The 23,203-nt window shown below is 39.0% G+C and carries 29 protein-coding genes; 13 read left to right on the forward strand and 16 right to left on the reverse strand.

Going from position 1 to position 23,203, the window contains the following annotated elements:
- Positions 1–11: 11 nt before the first annotated feature.
- The gene (hemE, locus tag SJY16_RS18145; RefSeq protein ID WP_377891396.1) at positions 12–1,055 is read right to left on the reverse strand and encodes a uroporphyrinogen decarboxylase; all 1,044 of its coding nucleotides are present in this window, start codon (positions 1,053–1,055) and stop codon (positions 12–14) included.
- A gap of 205 nt (positions 1,056–1,260) precedes the next feature.
- Positions 1,261–3,423 carry a transglycosylase domain-containing protein gene (locus SJY16_RS18150; RefSeq protein ID WP_377891397.1) on the reverse strand — a complete coding sequence of 721 codons (2,163 nt, stop codon included), beginning with the start codon at positions 3,421–3,423 and terminating at the stop codon, positions 1,261–1,263.
- A 155-nt stretch (positions 3,424–3,578) separates the two neighbouring features.
- Between SJY16_RS18150 and SJY16_RS18155 the strand changes: the two genes are divergently transcribed.
- The 4 genes from SJY16_RS18155 (at position 3,579) to SJY16_RS18170 (ending at position 6,873) form a co-directional block, all read left to right on the forward strand.
- Positions 3,579–4,085: an antibiotic biosynthesis monooxygenase family protein gene (locus tag SJY16_RS18155; RefSeq protein ID WP_377891399.1), complete on the forward strand. Its 507-nt coding sequence runs from the start codon at positions 3,579–3,581 to the stop codon at positions 4,083–4,085.
- A gap of 65 nt (positions 4,086–4,150) precedes the next feature.
- Positions 4,151–4,897, forward strand: a complete 747-nt coding sequence (locus tag SJY16_RS18160; protein ID WP_377891401.1) for a PRC-barrel domain containing protein — start codon at positions 4,151–4,153, stop codon at positions 4,895–4,897.
- 181 nt (positions 4,898–5,078) lie between these two features.
- Positions 5,079–5,948, forward strand: a complete 870-nt coding sequence (locus SJY16_RS18165; protein WP_377891403.1) for a formate/nitrite transporter family protein — start codon at positions 5,079–5,081, stop codon at positions 5,946–5,948.
- Positions 5,949–5,988: 40 nt separating this feature from the next.
- Entirely contained in the window at positions 5,989–6,873 is an 885-nt protein-coding gene (locus SJY16_RS18170) for a diacylglycerol/lipid kinase family protein (RefSeq protein ID WP_377891405.1), read from the forward strand.
- A gap of 62 nt (positions 6,874–6,935) precedes the next feature.
- On the opposite strand, the gene SJY16_RS18175 is transcribed toward SJY16_RS18170, so the two are convergent.
- Both SJY16_RS18175 and SJY16_RS18180 read right to left on the reverse strand, forming a co-directional pair.
- Complete coding sequence (locus SJY16_RS18175; protein ID WP_377891407.1) at positions 6,936–7,283, reverse strand: DUF3243 domain-containing protein; 348 nt, start codon at positions 7,281–7,283, stop codon at positions 6,936–6,938.
- A gap of 15 nt (positions 7,284–7,298) precedes the next feature.
- Positions 7,299–7,814 carry a type 1 glutamine amidotransferase domain-containing protein gene (locus tag SJY16_RS18180; protein ID WP_377891409.1) on the reverse strand — a complete coding sequence of 172 codons (516 nt, stop codon included), beginning with the start codon at positions 7,812–7,814 and terminating at the stop codon, positions 7,299–7,301.
- Positions 7,815–7,980: 166 nt separating this feature from the next.
- Here SJY16_RS18180 and SJY16_RS18185 point away from each other — a divergent pair, with 166 nt between their 5' ends.
- Positions 7,981–8,415, forward strand: coding sequence for a ferritin-like domain-containing protein (locus SJY16_RS18185; RefSeq protein ID WP_377891411.1), 435 nt, complete (start codon positions 7,981–7,983; stop codon positions 8,413–8,415).
- Between the two features lie 50 nt (positions 8,416–8,465).
- On the opposite strand, the gene SJY16_RS18190 is transcribed toward SJY16_RS18185, so the two are convergent.
- From SJY16_RS18190 to SJY16_RS18205, 4 genes are all read right to left on the reverse strand, one after another.
- Positions 8,466–9,203, reverse strand: coding sequence for an EcsC family protein (locus tag SJY16_RS18190; RefSeq protein ID WP_377891413.1), 738 nt, complete (start codon positions 9,201–9,203; stop codon positions 8,466–8,468).
- Positions 9,204–9,245: 42 nt separating this feature from the next.
- The gene (locus SJY16_RS18195) at positions 9,246–10,448 is read right to left on the reverse strand and encodes an ABC transporter permease (RefSeq protein ID WP_377891415.1); all 1,203 of its coding nucleotides are present in this window, start codon (positions 10,446–10,448) and stop codon (positions 9,246–9,248) included.
- Complete coding sequence (locus SJY16_RS18200) at positions 10,448–11,188, reverse strand: ABC transporter ATP-binding protein (protein WP_377891416.1); 741 nt, start codon at positions 11,186–11,188, stop codon at positions 10,448–10,450. Before SJY16_RS18200 ends, SJY16_RS18195 begins: the two co-directional genes overlap by 1 nt.
- 64 nt (positions 11,189–11,252) lie before the next feature.
- Positions 11,253–11,396: a PCYCGC motif-containing (lipo)protein gene (locus SJY16_RS18205; protein ID WP_377892331.1), complete on the reverse strand. Its 144-nt coding sequence runs from the start codon at positions 11,394–11,396 to the stop codon at positions 11,253–11,255.
- A gap of 307 nt (positions 11,397–11,703) precedes the next feature.
- On the opposite strand from SJY16_RS18205, the gene SJY16_RS18210 reads away from it, so the two are divergent.
- Entirely contained in the window at positions 11,704–12,135 is a 432-nt protein-coding gene (locus SJY16_RS18210; protein ID WP_377891418.1) for an HIT family protein, read from the forward strand.
- Positions 12,136–12,166: 31 nt separating this feature from the next.
- On the opposite strand, the gene SJY16_RS18215 is transcribed toward SJY16_RS18210, so the two are convergent.
- Positions 12,167–13,054, reverse strand: coding sequence for a hypothetical protein (locus SJY16_RS18215; protein WP_377891420.1), 888 nt, complete (start codon positions 13,052–13,054; stop codon positions 12,167–12,169).
- Positions 13,055–13,247: 193 nt separating this feature from the next.
- On the opposite strand from SJY16_RS18215, the gene serC reads away from it, so the two are divergent.
- Together serC and SJY16_RS18225 are read left to right on the forward strand one after the other, a co-directional pair.
- On the forward strand, positions 13,248–14,336 hold the full coding sequence (serC, locus tag SJY16_RS18220; protein WP_377891421.1) for a 3-phosphoserine/phosphohydroxythreonine transaminase: 1,089 nt from the start codon (positions 13,248–13,250) through the stop codon (positions 14,334–14,336).
- 129 nt (positions 14,337–14,465) lie between these two features.
- The gene (locus tag SJY16_RS18225) at positions 14,466–14,984 is read left to right on the forward strand and encodes a tryptophan transporter (RefSeq protein ID WP_377891422.1); all 519 of its coding nucleotides are present in this window, start codon (positions 14,466–14,468) and stop codon (positions 14,982–14,984) included.
- Between the two features lie 249 nt (positions 14,985–15,233).
- Here the strand turns inward: SJY16_RS18225 and SJY16_RS18230 are convergent, their stop codons facing one another.
- Both SJY16_RS18230 and yhzF read right to left on the reverse strand, forming a co-directional pair.
- Entirely contained in the window at positions 15,234–15,632 is a 399-nt protein-coding gene (locus tag SJY16_RS18230; RefSeq protein WP_377891424.1) for a YkvA family protein, read from the reverse strand.
- A 128-nt stretch (positions 15,633–15,760) separates the two neighbouring features.
- Positions 15,761–15,958, reverse strand: coding sequence for a membrane protein YhzF (yhzF, locus tag SJY16_RS18235; RefSeq protein ID WP_377891425.1), 198 nt, complete (start codon positions 15,956–15,958; stop codon positions 15,761–15,763).
- A 165-nt stretch (positions 15,959–16,123) separates the two neighbouring features.
- On the opposite strand from yhzF, the gene SJY16_RS18240 reads away from it, so the two are divergent.
- A complete protein-coding gene (locus SJY16_RS18240) occupies positions 16,124–16,492 on the forward strand; it encodes a YtxH domain-containing protein (protein ID WP_377891427.1) in 369 nt (122 codons plus the stop codon).
- Positions 16,493–16,570: 78 nt separating this feature from the next.
- Complete coding sequence (locus tag SJY16_RS18245) at positions 16,571–17,143, forward strand: HTH-type transcriptional regulator Hpr (protein WP_377891429.1); 573 nt, start codon at positions 16,571–16,573, stop codon at positions 17,141–17,143.
- Here the strand turns inward: SJY16_RS18245 and SJY16_RS18250 are convergent.
- On the reverse strand, positions 17,140–17,484 hold the full coding sequence (locus SJY16_RS18250) for a DUF1878 family protein (protein WP_377891431.1): 345 nt from the start codon (positions 17,482–17,484) through the stop codon (positions 17,140–17,142). The genes SJY16_RS18245 and SJY16_RS18250 overlap by 4 nt on opposite strands.
- A gap of 229 nt (positions 17,485–17,713) precedes the next feature.
- Here SJY16_RS18250 and SJY16_RS18255 point away from each other — a divergent pair, with 229 nt between their 5' ends.
- The gene (locus tag SJY16_RS18255; protein WP_377891432.1) at positions 17,714–18,259 is read left to right on the forward strand and encodes a DUF3267 domain-containing protein; all 546 of its coding nucleotides are present in this window, start codon (positions 17,714–17,716) and stop codon (positions 18,257–18,259) included.
- A gap of 132 nt (positions 18,260–18,391) precedes the next feature.
- Here the strand turns inward: SJY16_RS18255 and SJY16_RS18260 are convergent, their stop codons facing one another.
- Positions 18,392–18,988, reverse strand: a complete 597-nt coding sequence (locus SJY16_RS18260) for a YpmS family protein (RefSeq protein ID WP_377891434.1) — start codon at positions 18,986–18,988, stop codon at positions 18,392–18,394.
- Positions 18,989–19,112: 124 nt separating this feature from the next.
- On the opposite strand from SJY16_RS18260, the gene SJY16_RS18265 reads away from it, so the two are divergent.
- On the forward strand, positions 19,113–19,292 hold the full coding sequence (locus SJY16_RS18265) for a hypothetical protein (protein WP_224884855.1): 180 nt from the start codon (positions 19,113–19,115) through the stop codon (positions 19,290–19,292).
- Between the two features lie 195 nt (positions 19,293–19,487).
- Complete coding sequence (locus tag SJY16_RS18270) at positions 19,488–20,390, forward strand: peptidylprolyl isomerase (RefSeq protein ID WP_377891436.1); 903 nt, start codon at positions 19,488–19,490, stop codon at positions 20,388–20,390.
- Positions 20,391–20,435: 45 nt separating this feature from the next.
- On the opposite strand, the gene SJY16_RS18275 is transcribed toward SJY16_RS18270, so the two are convergent.
- From SJY16_RS18275 to yhaM, 3 genes are all read right to left on the reverse strand, one after another.
- Positions 20,436–20,717 carry a sporulation YhaL family protein gene (locus SJY16_RS18275; protein WP_377891438.1) on the reverse strand — a complete coding sequence of 94 codons (282 nt, stop codon included), beginning with the start codon at positions 20,715–20,717 and terminating at the stop codon, positions 20,436–20,438.
- Positions 20,718–20,815: 98 nt separating this feature from the next.
- Positions 20,816–22,099 carry an MDR family MFS transporter gene (locus tag SJY16_RS18280; RefSeq protein WP_377891439.1) on the reverse strand — a complete coding sequence of 428 codons (1,284 nt, stop codon included), beginning with the start codon at positions 22,097–22,099 and terminating at the stop codon, positions 20,816–20,818.
- Positions 22,100–22,189: 90 nt separating this feature from the next.
- The gene (yhaM, locus tag SJY16_RS18285; protein ID WP_377891441.1) at positions 22,190–23,167 is read right to left on the reverse strand and encodes a 3'-5' exoribonuclease YhaM; all 978 of its coding nucleotides are present in this window, start codon (positions 23,165–23,167) and stop codon (positions 22,190–22,192) included.
- Positions 23,168–23,203 lie beyond the last annotated feature (36 nt).

The following is a 23,203-nucleotide window of genomic DNA, read 5'->3' on the forward strand; positions in this document are numbered from 1 at the left end:
CTCCCGTTCCCCTACCTATTCTTACTTGTATAGTCGTGAACAAAACGAGTTAATCGTTGTAGCGTTTCAACCTCAACCTGCGGGAATACACCATGTCCAAGATTGAAAATAAATCCTGGCTCTTGCATACCCTGATCCAAAATTTCTTTCGTACGCTCTTCAATTACTTCCCATGGAGCAAGAAGTAATGCTGGTTCAAGGTTCCCCATAAGAGGCTTCGTAATTCCCTCTTTACCACGTGCATTCTTAATCGTGATTCTCCAATCGATTCCAATCACATCAACAGGTAGCTTGTTCCACTCTTGAATCAGATGACTTGCTCCCACTCCAAATATAATAAGAGGGACGCCAGTTTCTCTTAAACTAGAGAAAATACGATTCATGACAGGCGCTATGTACGTTCTATAGTCCGCTTCGTTTAAAGCTCCAACCCATGAATCGAATAATTGCAATGCCTGAGCACCAGCTTGTACCTGAGCTTTTAGATAAGCAATCGTCATATCGCCTAATTTATTCATCAAACGGTGCCACGCTTCTGGATCTGAGTACATAAGTGCTTTTGTTTTATAATAGTTTTTCGAAGGTCCACCTTCAATCATATAACTTGCTACTGTGAATGGTGCACCACTAAAACCAATTAAAGGTACAGATAATTCCTCACGAAGCATCTTAACGGTTTCCATAACATACGGAATATCCTTTAGTGGATCTAATTCGCCAAGGCGATCGATATCAGAAACGGTACGAATAGGATTGTCGATTACCGGTCCAACACCTTTTTTGATTTCTACATCGACACCGATCGATGGTAATGGTGTCATAATATCAGCAAATAATATCGCAGCATCAACACCTAATTGTTCAACAGCAAATCTCGTTACTTCAGCGGCAACTTCAGGATTCAAGTTCATTTCATGGAATGAATACTTCTGTCTTATTTTTCTATATTCAGCCTGATAACGACCAGCTTGCCTCATATACCATACAGGTGCAAAATCTGTTTCTTCTCCTCGACATGCGCGAAGAAATTGATCATTAAATGGAGCTTTACTCATGGTTGTCCACCTTTCTCATACTCATAGTGCTATACGTTCATTTATTCATCCCTACATATAATAGCGATGGAATCGTTACGTGTATAGTCATTAAAATAAACTGTCATAAAATTGTCTTTGTTTGAAGCCGTTTACACTTATTACCTTAACACAGGAGAGCATAATTACGAGGTATTAACACATTATTACCCTCTTTTGTAAGCTACTACCCTGCTTCTTCCTCATTACGATCCATAAACCGGTCCAAAATTCGAAATGACGTTTCGTTTGAAGGTGTTCCTTCTTGTTCAGTTAGTGGGTTAACAGGAACAACTTGATACGATACAGATCCAAAGAAGGAAACGGAATACTTGGTGAATTCACCTTTGCCTTCCACCGTATCAATTTTCTTTCTGTTACCGTCTTTTATTTCATATATTTGATACTCTATTCTTTCATCTGAAGAAGGGGTCCATTTTAATTTCACTGCTGGTAATCCATAAAGAAAATCAATCTCAGCTTTTAGATCTGCGATTTCTGGAAGTTGCACAGGCTTTTCCATTTCCTTTACATCAGAGGGCTTTTCAAAAGCGGTTGTACTGGATTTATGTGCGTTCACGACCTTTTTAAACAATTGAACGGGATACTCACTTCCACCTGTAAGATACTGGTCATTTGTCGTTCTGTCATATCCCATCCATACCGCTCCTACAATCTCAGGTGTAAATCCAACAAACCATGCATCTCTTACTCCACCGTCAACACCTTCAAATGAGGTCGTACCTGTCTTTCCAGCTAAAGCTGTGTTAACTTTACCACTTTGAGCAGTGCCGTTCTTAACAACACCTTCAAGTATACGTGTCATGTACCAGGCCGTTTGCTCTGAATACACAGTTTCTTTCTTAGGTTTTGCTTTTCCTACAAGTTTATCTTCATGATCGTAAAGTTCTTCGATAAAATACGGCTCTACTCTTTCACCTTCGTAAGCAAAAGGTCGATAAGCTTCCATCATCTCAAATGGCGTAACGCCTTTATCGATCCCACCAAGCGCGATTTTCAAATCCTTGTCTTCAATTGAAATACCGCTTTTCTCTAAATATGATTTCGAATGAGAAATGCCTATTTCATTTAATAACCACACTGCTGGCGCATTCGCAGAAACCCTAACAGCGTCGTATAACGGCATTTCCCCTGAATATTGATCATTGTAATTGGAAGGGGAATAGCCATTATAGTCTTCTTTCTCATCCTTTAAAAGTGTATATGGATTATAATCTTTTTTATCAAGAGCTGGACCGAAGACAGCAATAGGCTTGAAAGAGGAGCCAGGCTGTCTTCTAGTATTCACGTGATTCAACCCTTTTTGAACATAATTCCTTCCACCTTGAACAGCGACTACACCACCACTCTTAACATCCATCATCGTAAGTGCACCTTCTGGAAGAGTATTTGGGTCACTTCCTTTGAAGAAAGCTTTGTTTTGAAATTCTGTGTAAGCCGTTTGTTGAAGAGGAACATCCATAGGAACGACAATCTTATAACCGCCCTTTAACACTTCTTCATTCGACAGGTTATATTTCTTCTTCGCCTCGTCTAAGGTCATATCGACATATGTCAGAAACGCAGGGTCCTTTGTCACCTCTGCAATATCTAACGCTACCGTTTTCCCCTGTAATCGAACTGCTTTTTCAGGTGTTAAGTAGTCTTGTTTTTCCATTAGCGAAAGAATTAAGTCTCTTCGTTCTTTACTTTTTTCAGGGTGCTCGATCGGTGAATAATGAGATGGCGCTTTAGGAAGGCCTGCTAACAACGCCCCTTCTTCGATACTTAATTCTGTTGTTTCCTTATTAAAATACAGTTTAGAAGCTGACTGAAGTCCGTATGCGCCATGACCAAAATAAATTTGGTTCAAATACATTTCAAGTATTTTATCTTTGCTATAATTTCGCTCGAGATTAATCGCGATAACGGCTTCTTTTGTTTTTCTTAACCAGGATTTATCATTCGTTAAAAATACGTTCTTAGCTAGCTGTTGAGTGATTGTACTACCACCTTCAACTTTCTCACCAGCTAAAATGTCACGATAAAGCGCACGACCGATCGCTTTAATATCTAGACCATGGTGATCATAAAAACGACTATCTTCCGTCGCTATGAAAGCTTCTTGTACATGATCCGGAATATCCTCGATCGCAACCGGGTCTCTATTCTCAATATATAGTTTTGTAATTAAGTCACCTTCTGTTGTAACGAGCTTAGTCGCTGAGTTCATCACAAGCTTTTTCTCGTCGATTGCGTAATTTCCTGCAAGTAGAATGCCTAAATACCCTAGCAGTCCTACTAGGAAAACAGCAATCGTTGCAATCAAGCCTATACCGAGCTTTTTCATTATGTACGGCACTCTCCTTACAAGTCGAATAAAATTAAGCTTACATCACCGACTTCATTTTTTGTACATCATTATTTGACAGTTCTGTTTAGTTTTCGCAAAAAATGGGTAAAGTATCAGGCGATTCCTATCTTATTGTTGAAAGGATTGATGACGTGAAGGTTTTTGTCACATATGGTACATACGACTACTTATATAAAGTAAAAGAAGAAAACAGTAATGAACAGATGTATCTACTATCCAACGATGAGGGAGCAGCCCTCTATCACGAAACTTCTTCAGAGTCAGTCTTCAAGAGTGGTAAAGAGTACGAAATAATGGACCAAAAAGGTGAGGTTTCAAAACCTACATTCGTCGTTTTAAACCATATCCCAGTAGAAGAAAGTGAACGCCCTACCTTTGAAGAACGATTCAAAAATAGAGCTGGCAAAGTAGAGAACGAGCCAGGATGTGAAGGCATTCGAATTCTACGTCCAATCCACAATGATCCATACATCGTTGCTACTTTCTGGAGTAATGAAGATGCATTCAAAAAATGGCAATCCTCAGAAGCTTATAACGTAGCTCACAAAAATAGAAACACAGATAAAGGCCTTCCCAAAACTGTATTCAGAGGCAAGCCATATGTCAAAACCTATCATGTAGATGACACTAGCGTTTAATCGAATCTAATCAAGGGTATTTTCTTTGCAACAGATTACTATTATTTTTTCAGGAGTGGTAACTCATGCTTGTAGGTGAAAATGAAATCTACAAATACAGCATCGATACAAGCGACGGCGAAAAGGGCGCATTGAAAGAGCTGTACTTTGATGATGAACACTGGACAGTCCGATATTTAGTTGTTGATACCCATAAATGGTTGCCAGGAAGAAAGGTATTACTTTCACCATACTCTATCGAGAAACTTACGCACGATAAAGAAAAAATCTCGGTTTCCCTTTCAACAGATGAATTGGAAAACAGTCCATCGATCGATATGGATCAAACAATCTCTAGAAAGCATGAAATGTCGATCAATAAGCATTATGGCTGGCCCTACTATTGGGTAGGAACCGGTGCCTGGGGGAGTGGAATGTATCCAACCCCACAATCGGAAGGAACGAATCCTGAATTCTATAATGATGAACCGGGTGATGATAATCACCTTCGCAGTACAAAAGAGATCTCGAACTATCATATAGAAGCAAATGATGGTGAAATCGGACACGTTGAAGATTTTATATTCGACGACGAAACGTGGAAGCTTCGATACTTTGTCGTAGACACTAAGAACTTCCTACCTGGCAAAAAAGTTTTGTTGTCTACTGAATGGATCGATGCCATTCATTGGAGCGATCGTAGTGTCGTAGTAAACGTTACGAAAGAGAAAATAGAAAATGCTCCAGAGTATCTATTAAATGAGCCTCTTACACGACGTTTCGAAGAAGATCTCTATACTCATTATGGCAAAACTGGATATTGGAAATTCTAGATATAGAGCGAGATGGTGACCATCTCGCTTATTTTCCGACAGAGACCATGTGCATTTCCCAGGAAATCTCCTTTTACGATAGCAACCATTATATTTAGGCAAATAAAAACATGACATGAGCTTTTTGGACAAGTAACTGCATAATTTTTTTGCAAGAATAGTTGAAGTTAGGAGACTTGTAATGGCCAATCAAGATAAATCTAAAAACAAGGAAGGTAAAGCTACTTATCCGGAACGACAATTCTACTTTCCTGCTCAAATCGTTGAAACATTTATCGTTAAGGGCGAGTCTCATAGTGCAAGACCACTAAATCGACAGTTTATCTTATCAATATTAGCAGGAGCATTTGTAACATTTGGTTCGATTCTATCCGTTCTAATAGCTCTTGGAGTTGAAACAACAGGGATACATAATCTTCTAGCGGGGGCAGGATTCGTAACCGGGTATGCAATCGTATTTATCTCAGGGGCTATTCTATTTACAGAAGTTAACGTATTGTTACCAAGTTATATTCTACAAAGAAAGTTCTGGATTCCAAAACAACTTATGAAATTCTGGATTGTATGCTATCTAGGAAATATTATTGGAGCACTTATGGTAGGATTGCTAGTCGTGCTGTCAGGGTCTCTTTCTCCTGAGTTCTATACTGAACTGAATGTATATATTGAACATAAAATGAAGTTTTTATCAGATGGAACAAAAGGCTGGTTTCAAATCCTTCTTTCAGGAATCATCGCAAACTGGTTGATTGGAATGGCGGCATTCCTTGCAACTGCCGCTAGGGACTTAACCGGGAAGGTACTTGCTACAGCACTCCCCGTAATCATTTTCGTTGCGGGTAATTTCCAGCATAGTGTAGCAAACATGGGGTACTTTGGAACAGCGATCTTTCACAGCGCAGAATATACGTGGGTGGAGTTCTTATTATTTAATCTCGTTCCTGCCAGTATCGGAAACCTTATTGGAGGCGGAGTATTAGTAGCACTCACCTTCACTTATGCTTACAAAGAAGAAATTAACGAAGAGCACTTCCCTCGAGAAGAAGCTTAATAAAATAATAAATCAATCTAACCGAAAGGAGAAATAGCCTTTGACACATGCGGCATTGTTACTTAATCCAAATGCGGGAAATCAAAAAATGATTAGACAAATCGATACGATAAAAAACAGACTCGAGGAAAACTTTGATCATTTTACATTCTACGAAACGGAATACCCTGGTCACGGAGCTGAAATCGTGGATGACATTTGTGAAGAAGTAGATGTTCTGATTGGGGCTGGTGGCGATGGCACGATCTATGAATTAGCAAATGCGCTCTGTAGTAAAGAAAAACGCCCCGTTTTCGGCATTATCCCAGGTGGAACGTGCAACGATTTCTCACGAGCTATTGGCTTGAACCAGAACCCTCTTTTAGCTGTTGAGCAAATCATCCAAAACAATAGGAAAACCATCGATGTTGGTCGATCAAATAATGAGTACTTCCTTAATTTCTGGGGCATCGGGATGATCACACAAGCTTCAGAAAATATTGATCCAAACACGAAGGAACTGTTTGGGAGACTTTCTTATTATATTAGCTCTGCTCAAACGATTAACGACCCTTCTCCATTCCACCTGAAGGTAGAGTCAGATGATCGCCAATTTGAGGGTGAAGCAGTGATGATGCTTGTAGGAAATGGTCCCTTTACTGGGGGCGTGCAAGCATTCTTTCCTGAGAATAACTTAACGGATGGGAAATTCGACGTTCTAATCATTAAAGAATCTTCCCTACCAACGTTCTGGTCTTTCTTTCAGTCTAAATTCACAAAAGAACCTGCATTAAATGAAGACATCATTCATTTTCAAACGAAGAAACTAAGTATTACCGCTGAGCCCGAACAGAAAATAGATTGTGATGGCGAACGTAACTATACCACTCCATCAACATTAGAACTACTTCCTGAACACTTAACCGTTCTCGCTGGAGAACTTTAGGTGACAGGCACTTGTCGAATATTAGACACTAGAAAAGCCGCTGAAGATTCAGCGGCTTTTCTTTATTTTTCCTCTTTTAATACCATTCTAACGAGCATGTGCGCAAGGGCATGGCGATGCTCTTTTTCACCAACGAGCCACAGCTCTTGAAGAAGCTTTTCTTCTCTATTCTTCGGCTCTTCTTTATGCGCTAAATAATCAGCAACCTTCTCTGCTGCTTGTGCTAATCTCTCTTCACTGAGTCCGAGTTTTTCGCCCACTTCTACTTTTTCAGCAAGGTACCCTTTGAACTGTTCAAAATTGCTGAGAATATCGTCAATTCGATCTTCACTAATACGATCGATTGTGTCATCCACTTTTTTAAGATCTAATTCACTTTTCTTATTCACTATATGATTTTTTTCGCTCATTCTCATTCACGCTCCTTAGCTATCCATTATAGATAATGACTTTTCAATAAACGCTGGGATATCATCTGGATTTCGACTGCTTACTAATGTTTCGCCACACACTACTACTTCTTCATCAAAAACATTTGCTCCAGCGTATTTTAAATCTGTTTGGATTGACTTAAACCCTGTAATGTTGCGACCATGAAGGGCTTCAGCAGATAATAGTAGTTGAGGGCCATGGCAGATTACGAGTGTTTTCTTGTTAAGGTACATCATTTTCTTTGTGAAGCTTACAAATCGCTCGTCCGCTCGTAGGTCATCCGGAGAGACTCCTCCCGGGATGAACAATACATCAAAATCCTCTGCTTTGACTTCATCGATCCCTTTATCTGACGTCACAGTCGCTTCTTGCTGTTTACCGGTTAACTCTTCTCCTGCTTGGTGACTTATAACTGTCAGCTCATGCCCAGCATTAGCGAATTGCTCAGCTGGTTTTGTATACTCTACATCTTCAAACATATTGGTCATAAGTACTGCAACTTTACTCAACGTTAGTCCTCCTTGCATTTAGATAACTTTCTAGTTGACTATTACCCCTTCATCACCTATGCAAACATTTGAGTACGCAGCTGCAATTATTGTTGCCATGTTTTATTAAATTCATGAATGGGTAAAAATAGGATGGAACGAATTTTGACGAGAAAGGGTGTTTTGAATGGAAGAGAAAAAGCAGGAACTGATTGAAGGATTAAACGTAGACCTTGCAAATGAATACGCAGCGAGTATCATGTATACGTACAATGCGGCAGTTGTATCGGGCTTGTATCGTCAAACGTTAAAACCCTTCTTTGAGAGCGAAGTAGCAGACGAGCAGGGACATGCCCTCTACCTTGCAGAGAAGATTAAAGTTCTTGGTGGTACCCCTACAACAACACCAGCCGAGGTCAAACAATTGAACGACGTAAAGGAAATGCTCTTAGAAGCAAGACGAGCTGAAAAAGATACAATTGATCGCTACGAAAACCGCAAAAAGCAAGCTGAAGAACTAGGGTATACAGAACTAGTTGTGAAGCTGGATGATATGATCGCAGACGAAACGCACCATATGGAAGAGATGGATCGTATTTTAAGCGACTCACGATTCGAATAATAGCAAAAGAGCCGGCCTGGGTACTGTACCCCTGGCCGGCTTTTTCTGTACTATATCTTTTGGGATGTTAACAACCTTTGACGGTACACATTCATCGCGACTTCCCCTAACCAATCGATAAAGTGGAAATTCACGAATGCTCCAACAATTGCCCCTAGCCCTGGAATCATTTGAAGGAGCTTTGGCAAATCAATGTAATCTCTATATTCGAGTTGAAACGACTTCCAATTATGCTCTTTATCAAATGAGGTCTTTTCTTTATAGGCATTGTTCGGATCTTCCCAACCTTTTAACCTTCTGAAAACCTCTTTACGTGTTTGATCTGAGGAAAAAGCAAGTTGAAAAATAGTAAGAATGAAAACCCTCTCTTCAAATCGTCTAGCATCGAAGCCATAAATACTAGCCAAATCAAATAGGAACTTCATCTTAATCGACAATAACAGTGGGAAGTCCGCAATTCCTAATAAGATGCCACCGGCTCCTGTTCCAGCTCCTTCAATAGCAGCAACTCGTTTGAAGGTAACCGTTGCTTCCCTTGCTAATTTGTCTCTTTCTTGAAGAGATAAGTTCTTCAACGGTTTTTTCACAGTATAAGAGTTACCAGCTAGAACTCCTTCAACCATCGTTCGAATACTACTCGTTACGACTGTATGGACACGTTCAGGAATAACATGATTGACTTTGTTTTGTAGTTTTTTAGTAGCTCTCGAAAAGATAGGAGCTTTACGAGTCATTTTCCTTTCCCATATGACTAGTTCATCTTTGACTTCTGCTTCATAGCGATTCATAGCAATCTTCCTTTATGTATGAGTTTGATGTTACATAAAGAATTACGATTTACTTACCTTTTTCATAGTAGCAAATAGCACAGTAACGCTTCCTACTAAGGCCATTAGGATGAAAGTGATAACGTTCTGAGTAAGGACTAGGACAACTAGTGCAAACAAAGCGGCCTGTACTCCTAATAATCGTTTGAGAATTTTTCGAAACGCCTGGTCTTTCTGCCCGCCTTTAAGTGGATATAACTTTATCATCACATGTGCTTCAAAATGAGGATAAAGGGTTCTGAGCTGTGTAGCGGTTAAATAGATAAATAGACCTGCACCAATCACTTTACCAGTTGTTCCAGGAACAAAAACGACAACCAATAGACCAATGAGTAAGAGGCGTATATAGATGCCAAGATACTCATTACTTCGAACGAACGCTTTTTGATAAAGTTTTTCATAAACGGTATTGTTCGGAAGAATGGTATCAGCGATTGAACTCATTACTTTTCTTTCTTTAACAGATTGCTTTAATTTCGGGACATCCGTAAATAAATTGGCCGTTCTATAAAACTTCATACTTTGCTTTTCATCTAATGCAAGAAGCTTTTCCCACTTGATCGCATACTTTCCTTGTAGAGGAAAGTACATAAACAATAGAACGCCAACGATTCCAATTGCGGATAGTGCGACGAACACCCATGAAGCCTGAACAAACAATAAATAAGAAAGCAGCATCGTCATCACCGTACGAACAACTACGAATCCAACAACCGAACGATGTGCGGGTAAGTGCAATTCCATCCATTTCATTAAAACATTTAGACCTTTTAGCAACAGCATGATAGCAATTACAAATATATAGTAACTCGTTCCAGTTGCCATTTCATGTTGATAGAGCGGTGCAAGAATAACCATTGTCACAACTGTTATAAATGCCTGAAGCATAAAGCTGTAAAAGAGAGAGCGGCGGAAATAATCCTTGAGCTTACTTTCTGCAGGCAATAAGAAAACCAAATCCGCTTCCGACAAAAAGAACCGAAGAGGGGTTTTCACAATAACAAACGCCGCAATAATCGTGATCACTGTCACCCCTGGGAATGTTTCTGGCAGTACTTTCAATAATTCACTATAATAATATGCTCCAAAAATGAGCGTCAGGACGAGCGTAAACAAAAAGCTGCTATTACCAATTAAACGAAAGTAACGAAGAGCAATATTCCAAAAAGCCCCTGCCCTTTCCTTCCATAATGTTTCGAGCTGCATCAGTTACCGCTCCTGGTCGCTTTAATATAAATCTCATCTAATGTAGCATTCGGTTTCCCGATTTCCTTCTGTAATTCTGTCATTGTTCCTGACATAACAATGACGCCATCGTGAAGAATGATGAACCGATCACAGTACCTCTCAGCAGTAGAAAGAATATGAGTCGACATCAACACACCCGCACCTTTTTCTTTCATTTGTATCATCGTATCTAAAAACGATTGAATGCCAATTGGATCAAGTCCAACAAAAGGTTCATCCACGATATAGAGAGAAGGCTGTACAAGAAACGCACACATAATCATAACCTTCTGTCTCATTCCTTTTGAAAAGTGACCCGGAAACCACGTTTTCATTTTCGTCATCCGAAATTCTTTTAAGAGATCCTCTGCTCTTTGCTGCCATTCTTCATCTAATTCATACGCTAGAGCCGTCAATTGTAGATGCTCCCATAACGTTAATTCATCGTACAAAAGAGGCGTTTCAGGTATATAAGAAAACTTTTTTCGATAGGAATCTTTATTTTCACTAAACGTATTTCCTGCAACACGGATATTCCCTTTCATCGGATCAAGCAGACCTAGAACATGCTTTATGGTGGTACTCTTTCCTGCACCATTCAACCCGATTAACCCCACGATTTCATTCTCATTCACGTTTAAAGATAAATCATGTAAAACAGGTTTATTCGCCTGGTAACCACCAGTTAAGTTGTTCACTTCTAAAATCGAATTCGTCATAATGGCCCTCTCATTTCTTTATTTGACTCCATTTTAACAAACTTTGATACCCTCGGCGAAACTGCTACGCTTCGGGTAACGGTATTGGAGTTGCTTTGCCATATCCACTTTCATAATTTTCATCGACATATGTTCTAATTTCAGTAACTAACTTTCCATTTTCCTTCATATTGATTGCTTTCAGGGCTATTACACCCTTTTCGTACAGATATCATCAGCAATAGGGACTAACGATAGAATACGAACCCTCCTCTTGTCTCTCCTTCATTTACTAAATCTGTACACATCATATCTTGATTAAACGAATGATTCCATAACTTCATAAGAATATTCGCAAAACAGTTACATCTAGTTGAATAGTTTGTTCCTTTTCAGAGCAACATAGTATGGAGTGTGACGTCTTCCCTGAAACAAGTTACGCTCACGGCTCTGCACCCCCGGCAGAGCCTTTTTGTTTTTTCAATACATATGTAAAATATGGTACGATAAACAAAAATGATGAAAGGATGATCGTAATGAGTCATTCTCCTGACTGTATTTTTTGCAAAATAATTAACGGTGATATTCCATCAGCAAAAGTGTATGAATCTGAAGACGTACTCGCTTTCCTCGACCTCACTCAGGTAACAGAAGGACACACACTCGTCATTCCAAAGAAACATAAACAGAATATTTATGAGTTAGACTCTGACACGGCATCGAAGTTATTTGAAGCTGTTCCAGAAATCGCAAATGCCCTAAAAACAAACTTTGCACCTGAAGGGATGAACATTCTAAATAACAATGAAGCGATTGCTGGACAATCTGTGTTCCACTACCATCTTCACCTTATCCCACGCTATGGAAAAGGCGATGGATTTGGAGCTGTGTGGAAAACGCACGAAAGTGAATACGATGCCGATAAGCTTCAAAAACTTGCAGAAGGTATTCGCTCACAATTTAATTAAAATAAGAAAAGGAGGCCGAAGCCTCCTTTTCTTATTTATATGATCTCTTCATTTCTTTTAACGTATGAAATCCAGTAGGCTCGACCCAATCAGAATGGTCGAACTTCTCTTCCATTCCAGCAAGTAAAGTAGGTACTTTTGATTGCAGGATTGAATTCCATCGCAGTTCATGTATGAACTCTTCTCTATGTCCCTCGTACCCCATAAGACCTTTCAATTCATTCAACAAATCAGCCTGCCACATGGAAGGCAAAGGAGACTTTCCTGGGATATCCATAAACCGAACCATGGACCCTTCTCTTAAAAGTGCATGAGGATAATAATATGCATATACACGCTCAAAGCGTTCTCCTGTTGTAAGAGTAAGCTTTTCGTGTTGATGTTCCCTGAGCACATAACTTCCTTCAGTACGGTTCAATAATTCAAGTTGTTCTCTTTCAACAAACGTGACCCACACTTCCGTATTCGCTCCTGAAACAGGCGCAATTACAGCCGGAAGCGCTCCATATGGTGCTAGGAAAGATCCAACTACTACATCGGTATCTACTATATTAGCTCGGAAGAACAAGATGAAATCATTCACATCAGGATTAAGGCTAAACTTATATCTCAGCTGTGCTAAACACACATTAGAGCCATATGCCAATAATGGAATTCGATCTTCTATTGGAGCTAGCCCTTCACTTTCCAACAATTCATTAACCGTCATTTTCGTTGGAGCTGAGAAGGCTAGTGTTCCTGTGACTTCGTTTCCCAATGAATAATGAACAACCTGGTCTTCGATTGGGACACTTTGGGCTTCATCGATTCGATGAGCTTTCCCGTCATGATACACGAACGAAGAAGATGGTCTAGGTCCTGGATAAATATCTGGATGATCGTATGGTCCAATGTGAATAGGTTTACTTTCACGATACATGATGTGATTCACTCCTTTTTCATTCGCTCTTATAAGGATAGCAAAACATAGCAAGTAATCAAAAATAGATGTAGGTGCGAATAAATATTTTATAAGATTCAGAAAAAATATAGCGATAAGGTTTCTATTAATGATAGGATAATTACAAACAAAAACAGGTTATCGCATTACTACACTAAAGGAGTGTCTTCTCTTGAATAGACGTTTTAACTTTAATGCCGGCCCTTCGGCACTACCTCTTGAAGTATTAGATCAAGCGCAATCAGAATTGGTCAGCTATCAGCAATTCGGTATGTCGGTCATGGAATTCAGTCATCGAAGTAAAGAATACAAAGCTATTCACGAGGGAGCAGTAAGCCTATTACGGGAGCTGCTGAAGATACCTGATGATTATGAGGTCCTCTTCTTACAGGGAGGCGCAAGCTTACAATTCTCCATGGTACCGATGAACTTTCTGCAGGACGGTCAACAAGGAAATTATTTCATAACAGGCAGCTGGTCACAAAAAGCTCTGAAAGAAGCTCAAAAAGTAGGTGAAACGTTCACAGGCGCAACTGGTGAGCCTACAAATTTCAGCCGTATTCCTAATGAAGATGAATTAACCTACAGTGATCATGATGCTTATGTACACCTAACTTCTAACAATACGATTCACGGAACGCAGTGGAAAAAGTTCCCGAAGAAAGCAAACAAGACGTTTATAGCAGATATGTCGAGTGATATTTTAAGTCGTTCGATTCCAATTGAACAATTTGGATTAATCTATGCAGGAGCTCAGAAAAACCTTGGCCCCGCAGGCGTAACAGTTGTCATTATAAAGAAAGATCTGCTCAAAGACACACCTGATAACCTCCCAACAATGCTTGATTACCGAACGCATGTTGAAAAGAGTTCCCTATATAACACACCGCCGTCTTTCTCTATTTATATGCTTTCACTCGTTCTTAAATGGACGAAGAAATACGGAGGTATCGAGGCGGTTGAAGAGTGGAACAAGCAGAAAGCAAACCTTCTCTATCATACGATTGATGAAAGCAAAGGCTTTTATACTGGCATTGCAGATAAAGATAGTCGCTCTAGTATGAACGTCACATTTACATTACCTGAAAAACAATTAGAAGAATTATTTCTAAAAGAAGCAGAAGAAGAAGGTTTTGTAGGACTGAAAGGCCATCGATCAATCGGAGGTTGTCGTGCTTCCATATACAACGCTGTTCCACTCGAGTCAGTTGAAGCTTTATGCGACTTTATGAACACGTTCCATCAAAAGCACAATATTTAACACTTTTCAATAGACAATTCGTTTGTTACTATTAAACTAGTTCTTTCGCAGGAGGCACGTAGCGCACTTCTGGAGGGAACCACCGTCACACTGACGGAAAATGAGATGAGAAGAGGAGAGAGTTTCTTTATGAAAACAAAAAATTTGGTATTGATGGCTTTATTACTTGGGATTGGAACGATTTTGCACGCTATTATTCCAGGACTTATTTCTGGTATGAAAAACGACATGCTACTAACGATGATGTTCCTAGGTATTCTATTATTCCCTGAGCGTAGAAGCGTCCTTGTACTTGGTTTGGCCACTGGCGTTATTTCTGCCGCAACAACAACTTTTCCTGGTGGACAACTTGCCAATGTAATCGATAAGCCTATTACTGCTTTTGCATTCTTTGGTTTATACTTGCTTGTTCAACGATTTGGTAACTCACTCGTTACTGCAGGTGCATTAACGGCAATCGGTACAATGATTAGTGGCGCAATATTCTTAGGTACAGCGCTTATGTTTGCAGGTTTACCTGGCGGCGCAGCCTTTACAGGACTATTTCTTACGGTGGTTCTTCCAACCGCTGTCGTTAATACAATCGCAATGGTCTTCATTTACCCAGTAGTACAATCCATTCTTAAACGCACAACTTTCGCCTTTTAAATAAATCGTAAAGTAGGCTGTCGAGATTTTTCTCGACAGCCTACTTTTTGTCTATTTTCTCCCCTGAACTCCAGCTTCTTCTATGGTGACAATCAACTCGAAACCTATAGAAGGAAAACCAATCTTAATCTAGTAAACCAATTAGAGAAAGCCGCTTACCTTCTTCCATTTTCATGGATGATTGAATTCTCGAATCGTTATTCAAGACCATAGAAAGAGAAGGCGTTCCTTCGCCCTCTCAGAATAAAATTAAACCTTAACTCCTGTTTCCCACTCGCGGAACTTTTCCAATTCTTGTTTTAATTGACCTGCGACAAAGCCGATAACTGCTACGTCATCTAAAAGTCCCACTCCTGCAAGAAAATCTGGTACAGCATCTAGAGGACTTATGAAATAGAGTAATCCACCTACAATCATAATAACGGCTTTCCGAGATATATCTTTATACTCCCCTTTTCTTACTTCCTGTACGAGTCTAGAAAACGTTTTGACGTCCACCACCATATCATTCATACCCTTTTTCCCTTTATAAAGAGCTCCTTTTTTTAAGGATTCTAAGGATACTTCTTTTAATTGATCTTTGTCTTTTACAACGCTGACAGCTTTTTGCGTCATTTTCTTAAACACACTTCTTACCATTCTATTCATAGTCATTCACGCTCCTTTGATCCTTCTTTATATAGGATACCTCAAATGAGCGTGTTTCTAACCTTTACCTTCTAAGGGTTTGTAGATCAAGTTATATGGGAAAAATAAAGAATGAACGATTTCTCTTATCAAAATACTAAGAAAGCCATTGAAACACCGAGTAGTAAAAAGACAACAGCGAACGTTCCGAACAAAAATGCATTTCGTTTCTTTTGTATAATCTGTTCGGTATAAAACGAGTATTTTCTAATCAGTAACAAACGATTTACCGTTGCTAACAGTAGTAGACACCCTAACGCAATAAGAGCAAATATAAAACCAGCCATATTTATGCCTCCTATTCCCGAGTCATGAATTCATTACTAAAAGATATATGTACAAAATAAGCATTTCATGACCGGGTACATAGTGATAAAAAAGAAGGAATTCGCACTTAAACGGAGAACTACTGTCATAGAAGAATAGGATTGTCAGGAAAGGATGAATTCATCATGGGAAAAACAAAAGCACTAGCGACCGGATTTGTTATCGGGGGAGTCGTTTCCGCCGCATCAGTCCTGTTAACCACACCAAAGTCTGGCAAGGACATGATTACTGACGCAAAGAACAAAAGCGATGAAATAAAGGAAAGCTTCAGCATGCTAAAAGAAGACCTTAATGAGTTAACGACTCATATCAAACAGCTTTCGTCCGAAGGAAAGCAAATAATCGCTGAGGTTACTTCAGACCTAAAGCGTTCCATTTCTTCCTTCCAAGAAGATATTCAACCAAACCTCACTCGTCTCAAGGATGACATTGAGGAAATGCAACATTCAATCGAAACTGTAAAAAGTGAAGTTAACAAACCGGCTCCAAAATAGCCGGTTTTTTTACAACATCATAACAGTATTCTAATATAGATTTCCCCATCAGGATGGAAATCTGTTAAGGAGGCAAATATGAAAGGTAGTCAGGATATATCTATCCAAGAAGCTATGATTTTCAGCCACCGAATCGGTCAATTAAGCAAAGCGCTTTGGAAATCAGTTGAACGAGATTGGCAGGAATGGTTAAAACCCTTCGACTTAAATATTAATGAGCATCACATTTTATCCATCGCCTACCACCTTGATGGATCTTCGATTTCTGATATCGCGAAGTTCGGGGTTATGCACGTTTCGACAGCGTTTAACTTTTCAAAAAAACTCGAATCACGCTCCCTACTCACTTTCTCAAAAAGAGAGAATGATAAACGGAATACATATGTACAGCTAACAGAGGATGGCGAAAGACTTCTCAAACAAACATGGGCACATTACTCACCAAACAGAGATAGTGTTTTGAAAGCATCTATGCCACTTAGAGAGCTTTATGGGAAGTTTCCAGAATTCAATGAAATGATGAGCGTGATTAAGGGCCTTTATGGTGATGACTTTTTGGAGATATTCCAGAAATCATTTACAAAGCTTGAAGGAGAATTCTCAAAAGACGAGAAATTTGTAAAGGACGAGAACGAACAAAACACCTATTAGTTTTCTGGAGAAGCAGAAAGAAGTTCTGTCATTAAATTTGTGTATTTCTCTTCTTGGGACTGTATCGCTTTAATAGTAGGTAAAGGCTTTAATTTCATATCTAACATTCCAACAAAATGTGTGAGCAATGAAGTTCGGCTAAGAAGCCCCTCTTCCATTTGCTCATGCATTTTTTTCTGTATCTCGTCACAAAGATGAAAAACACCTTCAACCTCTTCTTCTGTTAGACCTTGCTCAATTACTAGTCTATAGAAAGGATACTTGCCATTCTCTTCATACATTCTAGCAAGTAGACGATTATGATATTCTATTTTATCAAGACGTTCGTGAATAGATTCCATCTATAAATAACTCCTCACTCTGCGATCAATTGTACTTATATTTTAACGGACTAGGGTAGGAATGAAAACGTCTTTTCCAATAACAACCAATGCGAAAAAACGAGTATTTTGTCTAAAATTTTTTGACATATTTCAATTCTAAAAAACGTATTGATTTCTGCAGAAAATCGCTGTACAGTATACGAGTATTCATCATAATTTACATCTTAGACGGAAGCAGGTGATCCTTATGAATTGCTGGAAATCAATCTATTTAAATCGCGAATTCGGAATACACCGACTGACGATTTTCTCAACGTTATTAACGTTACTTTACTTTATTGCTTTTTACCTGACGTTCAGTATGTTCTATCCTAAAACAGAACACGCGATTGTGCCTATCTTGCCGTTTCTTGGCTCGTTGGCTATCCTTTTCCCTATTCATAAGCTTCTACACTGGCTTCCTTTAACATTGGCTGGAATGAAAGCGACAATGAGATTGGAAAAGGGTATGGCAATCGTCCCGAAGATGCATTGCGAAACATGTAATCCAATTTCACGGAACCTTTATCTGACCGCTGCATTAAGTCCAGCTATTGTCATAACAGCTGCTGCTATTGGTTTCTCTATTACAATGCCTGCATATGTATCGTTTTTCTCAATACTTGGTGCGATTAATCTCGGCTTTAGTTTCAGTGATTTTCTATATGCATCACAAGTATTCAAAGCTCCGAGACATGCATTTGTAGAGGATCGTAGCGAAGGATTTCACATCTTAATCAAACGAGCATCTTAATTGTAACGATTCAATATAAGAAACGAAACAGAGCGCTATCCATAAGCGCTCTGTTCTTTTGCATATAGCTCAAAAGCCGGCAGTATTGAATTCTCATAAGACTTCCTTCATAATAACAATAGGATCACAGATCTAGTTAATAGGATAGTAAGCATCGAAAATAATTTGATCATTCGGTAGGTCAAATGATTGCGCTCTTAATTTCATACCATTCTTTAACTCTAGATCACTAACAGCCATATAGATTGTTCCTTCTTCGGCATCAATCGTAATTTCAGGCGGTAACGATGCCTGTTTTTTTATAAAAGAAAGTACTTTGTCGCTAGGCAACTCAAGAATTCCGATTTGAAATGCCTTTTCTTGTAATAGGAGGTCACCATTAGGTCGGACCTGCGGTTCAAATTTTAGAAAGAAATCAACTTTTCGATTAAAGAGGGTTATATAGCCTTGAAACGTTGCAAGCTCATCAAGGCTTACACTATAACCGAGATTTTCTTGTTTATCGCTATACTTTTCTAGCTCATTGTTTATAATCTCATTTAGTTGGTCTTTCTTCATCTGAATAGAAAAAGTCGTTTCAAAGGACTCTTCTTCTGCCGTCGTATCTGGAATTCTAGCAAACTCACTTTCAGGGAAATAATAGTGATAGAATCCAACTATAGCCACTACAACAATAAAGACTACAGAGGCAAGTGCGATAAAGGCTGTCCGCCATTTGTGTTTTAACAATCTAACCATCTCCTTGTGGAACGAATCTTTTTCATCATACTACGAATAGACAGCTTAAGGAAACACTGTTATACATTCCTTCGAATTATCGAATTGGACTCTGGGAGGTTTTCAAATGACAATTATCGGGTTGATTTTCATCCTGTTTGCAACAATGATACTACTTGCTTTTAACTCAATGACGAATGCGCTTTGCACGAAGAAGAATATTCCAGAAGAAAAGCAACCTAATGTATTTCGAACGATTAATGTTTTAATCACCATTCTTCTTATTTCATCTTATGTAGAAATTCTCTTTACTTAAAAACGATTTACACACTTATTGGATGGGGCTATTGCCCCATCTTTTTTATTATAATCAACGCTTTCGACTTTCGCTTTAATATGTAATTTCTCTCATATTTCTCACGCAATTTAACTTCATCATACAATTTGTGCTATAGTATTAATTGTGACACAAAAATGTTAAATTTAACTAACGCTTAGGAGTGTATGCTTGATGAAAAAAATGTTCATTTTACTTACTGCTTTCATCGCAATACTTGCTATATCAGCATGTAGTAATAATTCTGGCGATGATTCAGAAGTAGTAGTAGAAACAGGTGCTGGTAACATAACGAAAGAAGAATTTTATCAGGCTATGAAAGATCAGGCTGGTGAAACTGTACTTAGCGATCTCGTTCAAACAAAAATTCTAGAAGATAAATATGATGTTTCCGACAAAGAAGTACAAGCTGAATTAGACAAGATCAAAGAAAACTTTGAGTCAGACGAACAACTTGAAGAAGCACTACAAGCAAATGGGTACAAAGATCTTGAGCAGTTTAAGACCGATGTTCGTAAACAGTTACTTGCTCAGAAAGCAGCTACCGAAGGCGTAGATGTATCAGATGAAAAATTAAAAACGTTCTATGAAGAAAACCAAAATCTTTTTACAGAGCTAGAAGCAAGTCATATTCTAGTTGATGATGAAGAGACTGCAAAAGAAGTCAAAGAAAAATTAAATGATGGTGGAGATTTCGCCGAACTAGCAAAAGAATATTCCAAAGACGGATCAGCTCAAAATGGTGGAGACCTGGGCATTTTCAAAAAAGGTGACATGGTTGCTGAATTTGAAGAAGCTGCATTCGCTCTAAAAGAAGGCGAAGTTAGTGATATCGTTCAATCACAATTTGGGTTTCACATCATCAAGCTAAAAAGTAAAACTGTAAAACCTTATAAAGAATCAAAAGAAGAAGTGAAAGAACAATATCTACAACAAAACGCTAAAGATGTTCCTGCTGTAATCGACGAATTAATCAAGGAAGCAGACATTAAAGTAAAAGACGATCAGTTTAAAGATCTTTTTAAAGAAAAAGAACAAAAAGCTGAAAAGGAAGCAACGGAAGAAAGCGCTGAATAACATAAAAGCCGAGAGGGAACACTCCCTTTCGGCTTTTTTTATTGCTTATTGACCGCTCACACGGGCTTTTTTTCTTCTTTCTTTCTCATCTTCCATCCGTTTCACATAGATTTTCCCTTCTTCTTCAATGTGAATTTGATCAACTTTCCGATCTTCAACCGTTAAGGTCATGGACTTATACCCGCTGTAAATGATTCCAGCTAAAACAAAATAAATCCACCAAGGTAAACTTGATGCAAACGCAGTAACTGTCGAAAAGATTTCAGTAAGCTGGAGGATACTAATAATAAATAAAACTCCAAGTATAACAAGAATTCCTCTTCTCACTTTTTGCGCCTCCCTTTCATTCACTTCTTGCGTACAAGCTCTTTGGATTACTACAACTTATGAAGGAATAGAAAGGAATATACCATCTTTAGCCACAATCATAGAACTCTATGATGAAACTCTTCTTCCTTTGCCTCTTTTATGTTAAACATGATGGAATACAACAATGCTGCAACGAGCGCTAATAAACTGATGAGAGAAAACGTTAAAGGAAATCCGATTACTGCGGTCAATGGGATAGCTAGAGGAGCAATCGTTCTACCTATTGTAAATCGCAGACTAGCTGCAGCAAAGTATTGCCCTCTCATATGTTCAGGAGCTAATCTCGACACGAATCCTTCCTGAATCCCTACTACCATAAGCTCACCCATCGTGAACACAAACATAGCTAAAACAAGGATCCAAACGTGTGTAGTATAGCCAAACATCACCATACTTATGGCATAGATCAAGCAAGAAACAATAAAAACATACTTCTCATTAAACCGACTCATCTTTGTGGTCATATACACCGTTAACAGAGCTACGAGCAATCCATTTTCAGCAATCAGCCAACCAAAGACTTCCTTCCCGTTCGCTCTGATATCAAGAAGCTTACTCACGGTTTGTTCTTGTACTGATTCACTAAGGTGAACAGCGATCAAGAGGTCTAGTTGCATAAACGTCTGGGCAACAAAGATTCCAGCAAGAATGAATAGAAGGAAGACTTTATCTTGCACGATAACTCTATAATCTTTGAGCTGCTCTTTCAAAAACCCTTGCCATTTCGTAGAAGAATCTTTAACAAGCTTCTTCTCCATCTGATCTGGAGCTGTTTCTCTAATGAAAGCTGCGATCAAGAAAGCAACTCCGAAGCTCACAATAGCAGCGGTTAGTAATAAACCAAATCGATGCTGGAAGAAAAAGATTCCTCCAAGTATAGGTCCCACGACAACTGAAATATTTAGAGCCGTGTAAAAAACGGCAAACACGGCATTTCGATCCTTCTCTTCTACTACATCAGCTACCATCGCATGACTAGCAGGCCAATAGAGTGATCCGAAAATTCCTAGGACTGAAAAGCTCAAGAATGTTAAAACAGGCGAAACAAGCCAGGGTGAGTTCGCATATGCAAAAAGAAGAAACGTCATTCCCTCACCAATTGCAGCAATCAACATCATTCTTTTCCGACCATATTTATCTGCACAGTAGCCTCCGACAAGATTGGCCAGTACACCAAATACTTGAGATAGCACTAGAAGAAGCCCGGCCATCCCTTTCCCGAATGAATCAGAAAAATAGATAGCCATGAACGGGAAAAACATCCAGAACAGAACATTGATCATGCCTTCCCCCAACAGGCGGATTTTTAGATTTCGATCCCACTCTCTTAATTTCATCATCTTTTCCTTCCTAGCATAGCAATGACTATGATGTTAGCTAACAGTAAAATAGAGAAACGCCTGCTAGCGATTCTCTATCGATCTACAACTTTATGAATTGGAAGGTTCTTTTTGAACCTTTGCTGGGGTATTAGGTTTATAGAATGAACGATTATCAAGCGCGAATACGCGATCAGTGAACTCACCAGGCTCTACTTTATCTAGTGCACGATCAAGCATATTCATTTTCGCATCGATGTTATCGATCATATGGAGCATTTCTGCTTCTCGAATCATTGGAGGTTTAGGACTACCCCACTCAGCTTTACCATGGTGGCTAAGTATCAAATGTTGAAGGAGCGTAACTTCTTCTCCGTCAATTTCTAGGTCTTTTGCTGCTTGTCCAATTTCATTCACCATGATTGAAATGTGTCCTAGTAATTTTCCTTCTTTCGTATAGCTTGCTGCTACAGAACCAGACAGCTCAACGACTTTCCCTAGATCATGTAAGATGATGCCTCCATACAATAAATCCGTATCAAGCGATGGATAAAGAGTAGCAAGAGACTTCGCAAGATCTAACATTGAAACAACATGATAGGATAATCCTGATACAAACTCATGATGATTTTTCGTAGCCGCTGGAAAAGTAAGAAAATCATTTTGATGTTTTTTTATAAGATGACGTGTAATTCGCTGTATGCGAGGATTACGCATTTCAAATACGTACTGTGTAATCTTTTCCATAATGTCATCCACTTCAAGTGGAGCAGATTCAACAAAATCTCCCACTTTTACTTGATCCATTTCGGTGGCTAGACGAATCGTTTTGATTCGAAGTTGATTTCTACCTCTATAACTATTCACGTCCCCAGTGACTTTAATAATTTGTTGAGCATCAAAGCTCTCTTCATCTTCTGGAGAAGCATCCCATAATTTGGCTTCAATATCTCCTGTTTTATCCTGTAGGATTAGCGTTAAAAATGGCTTACCGTTACTCGCTACTCCTTTTAATGATGATTTGATCAGCAAGTATTGATCGACAGGTTCACCTACTTTAGAGTGACCGATTCCCTTTGCTTCCTTCATCTTTCCACCTCCGAGTCAAAATCTATTTTCTTAGTA

This window comes from Alkalihalobacillus sp. R86527 (assembly GCF_042466185.1).
GTDB lineage: Bacteria > Bacillota > Bacilli > Bacillales > Guptibacillaceae > Guptibacillus.

Excerpts from the sequence above, each read along its gene's own strand:
- SJY16_RS18280 (WP_377891439.1), bottom strand. The coding sequence starts at position 22,099 with ATGATGAAATTAAGAGAGTGGGATCGAAATCTAAAAATCCGCCTGTTG.
- SJY16_RS18230 (WP_377891424.1), bottom strand. The coding sequence starts at position 15,632 with ATGAATAGAATGGTAAGAAGTGTGTTTAAGAAAATGACGCAAAAAGCT.
- SJY16_RS18175 (WP_377891407.1), bottom strand. The coding sequence starts at position 7,283 with ATGAGCGAAAAAAATCATATAGTGAATAAGAAAAGTGAATTAGATCTT.
- SJY16_RS18245 (WP_377891429.1), top strand. The coding sequence starts at position 16,571 with ATGAAAGGTAGTCAGGATATATCTATCCAAGAAGCTATGATTTTCAGC.
- SJY16_RS18240 (WP_377891427.1), top strand. The coding sequence starts at position 16,124 with ATGGGAAAAACAAAAGCACTAGCGACCGGATTTGTTATCGGGGGAGTC.
- SJY16_RS18195 (WP_377891415.1), bottom strand. The coding sequence starts at position 10,448 with ATGCAGCTCGAAACATTATGGAAGGAAAGGGCAGGGGCTTTTTGGAAT.
- SJY16_RS18150 (WP_377891397.1), bottom strand. The coding sequence starts at position 3,423 with ATGAAAAAGCTCGGTATAGGCTTGATTGCAACGATTGCTGTTTTCCTA.
- SJY16_RS18165 (WP_377891403.1), top strand. The coding sequence starts at position 5,079 with ATGGCCAATCAAGATAAATCTAAAAACAAGGAAGGTAAAGCTACTTAT.
- SJY16_RS18160 (WP_377891401.1), top strand. The coding sequence starts at position 4,151 with ATGCTTGTAGGTGAAAATGAAATCTACAAATACAGCATCGATACAAGC.
- SJY16_RS18190 (WP_377891413.1), bottom strand. The coding sequence starts at position 9,203 with ATGAATCGCTATGAAGCAGAAGTCAAAGATGAACTAGTCATATGGGAA.
- yhaM (WP_377891441.1), bottom strand. The coding sequence starts at position 23,167 with ATGAAGGAAGCAAAGGGAATCGGTCACTCTAAAGTAGGTGAACCTGTC.
- SJY16_RS18210 (WP_377891418.1), top strand. The coding sequence starts at position 11,704 with ATGAGTCATTCTCCTGACTGTATTTTTTGCAAAATAATTAACGGTGAT.
- SJY16_RS18200 (WP_377891416.1), bottom strand. The coding sequence starts at position 11,188 with ATGACGAATTCGATTTTAGAAGTGAACAACTTAACTGGTGGTTACCAG.
- SJY16_RS18255 (WP_377891432.1), top strand. The coding sequence starts at position 17,714 with ATGAATTGCTGGAAATCAATCTATTTAAATCGCGAATTCGGAATACAC.
- SJY16_RS18270 (WP_377891436.1), top strand. The coding sequence starts at position 19,488 with ATGAAAAAAATGTTCATTTTACTTACTGCTTTCATCGCAATACTTGCT.
- SJY16_RS18215 (WP_377891420.1), bottom strand. The coding sequence starts at position 13,054 with ATGTATCGTGAAAGTAAACCTATTCACATTGGACCATACGATCATCCA.
- SJY16_RS18185 (WP_377891411.1), top strand. The coding sequence starts at position 7,981 with ATGGAAGAGAAAAAGCAGGAACTGATTGAAGGATTAAACGTAGACCTT.
- hemE (WP_377891396.1), bottom strand. The coding sequence starts at position 1,055 with ATGAGTAAAGCTCCATTTAATGATCAATTTCTTCGCGCATGTCGAGGA.
- yhzF (WP_377891425.1), bottom strand. The coding sequence starts at position 15,958 with ATGGCTGGTTTTATATTTGCTCTTATTGCGTTAGGGTGTCTACTACTG.
- SJY16_RS18225 (WP_377891422.1), top strand. The coding sequence starts at position 14,466 with ATGAAAACAAAAAATTTGGTATTGATGGCTTTATTACTTGGGATTGGA.
- SJY16_RS18250 (WP_377891431.1), bottom strand. The coding sequence starts at position 17,484 with ATGGAATCTATTCACGAACGTCTTGATAAAATAGAATATCATAATCGT.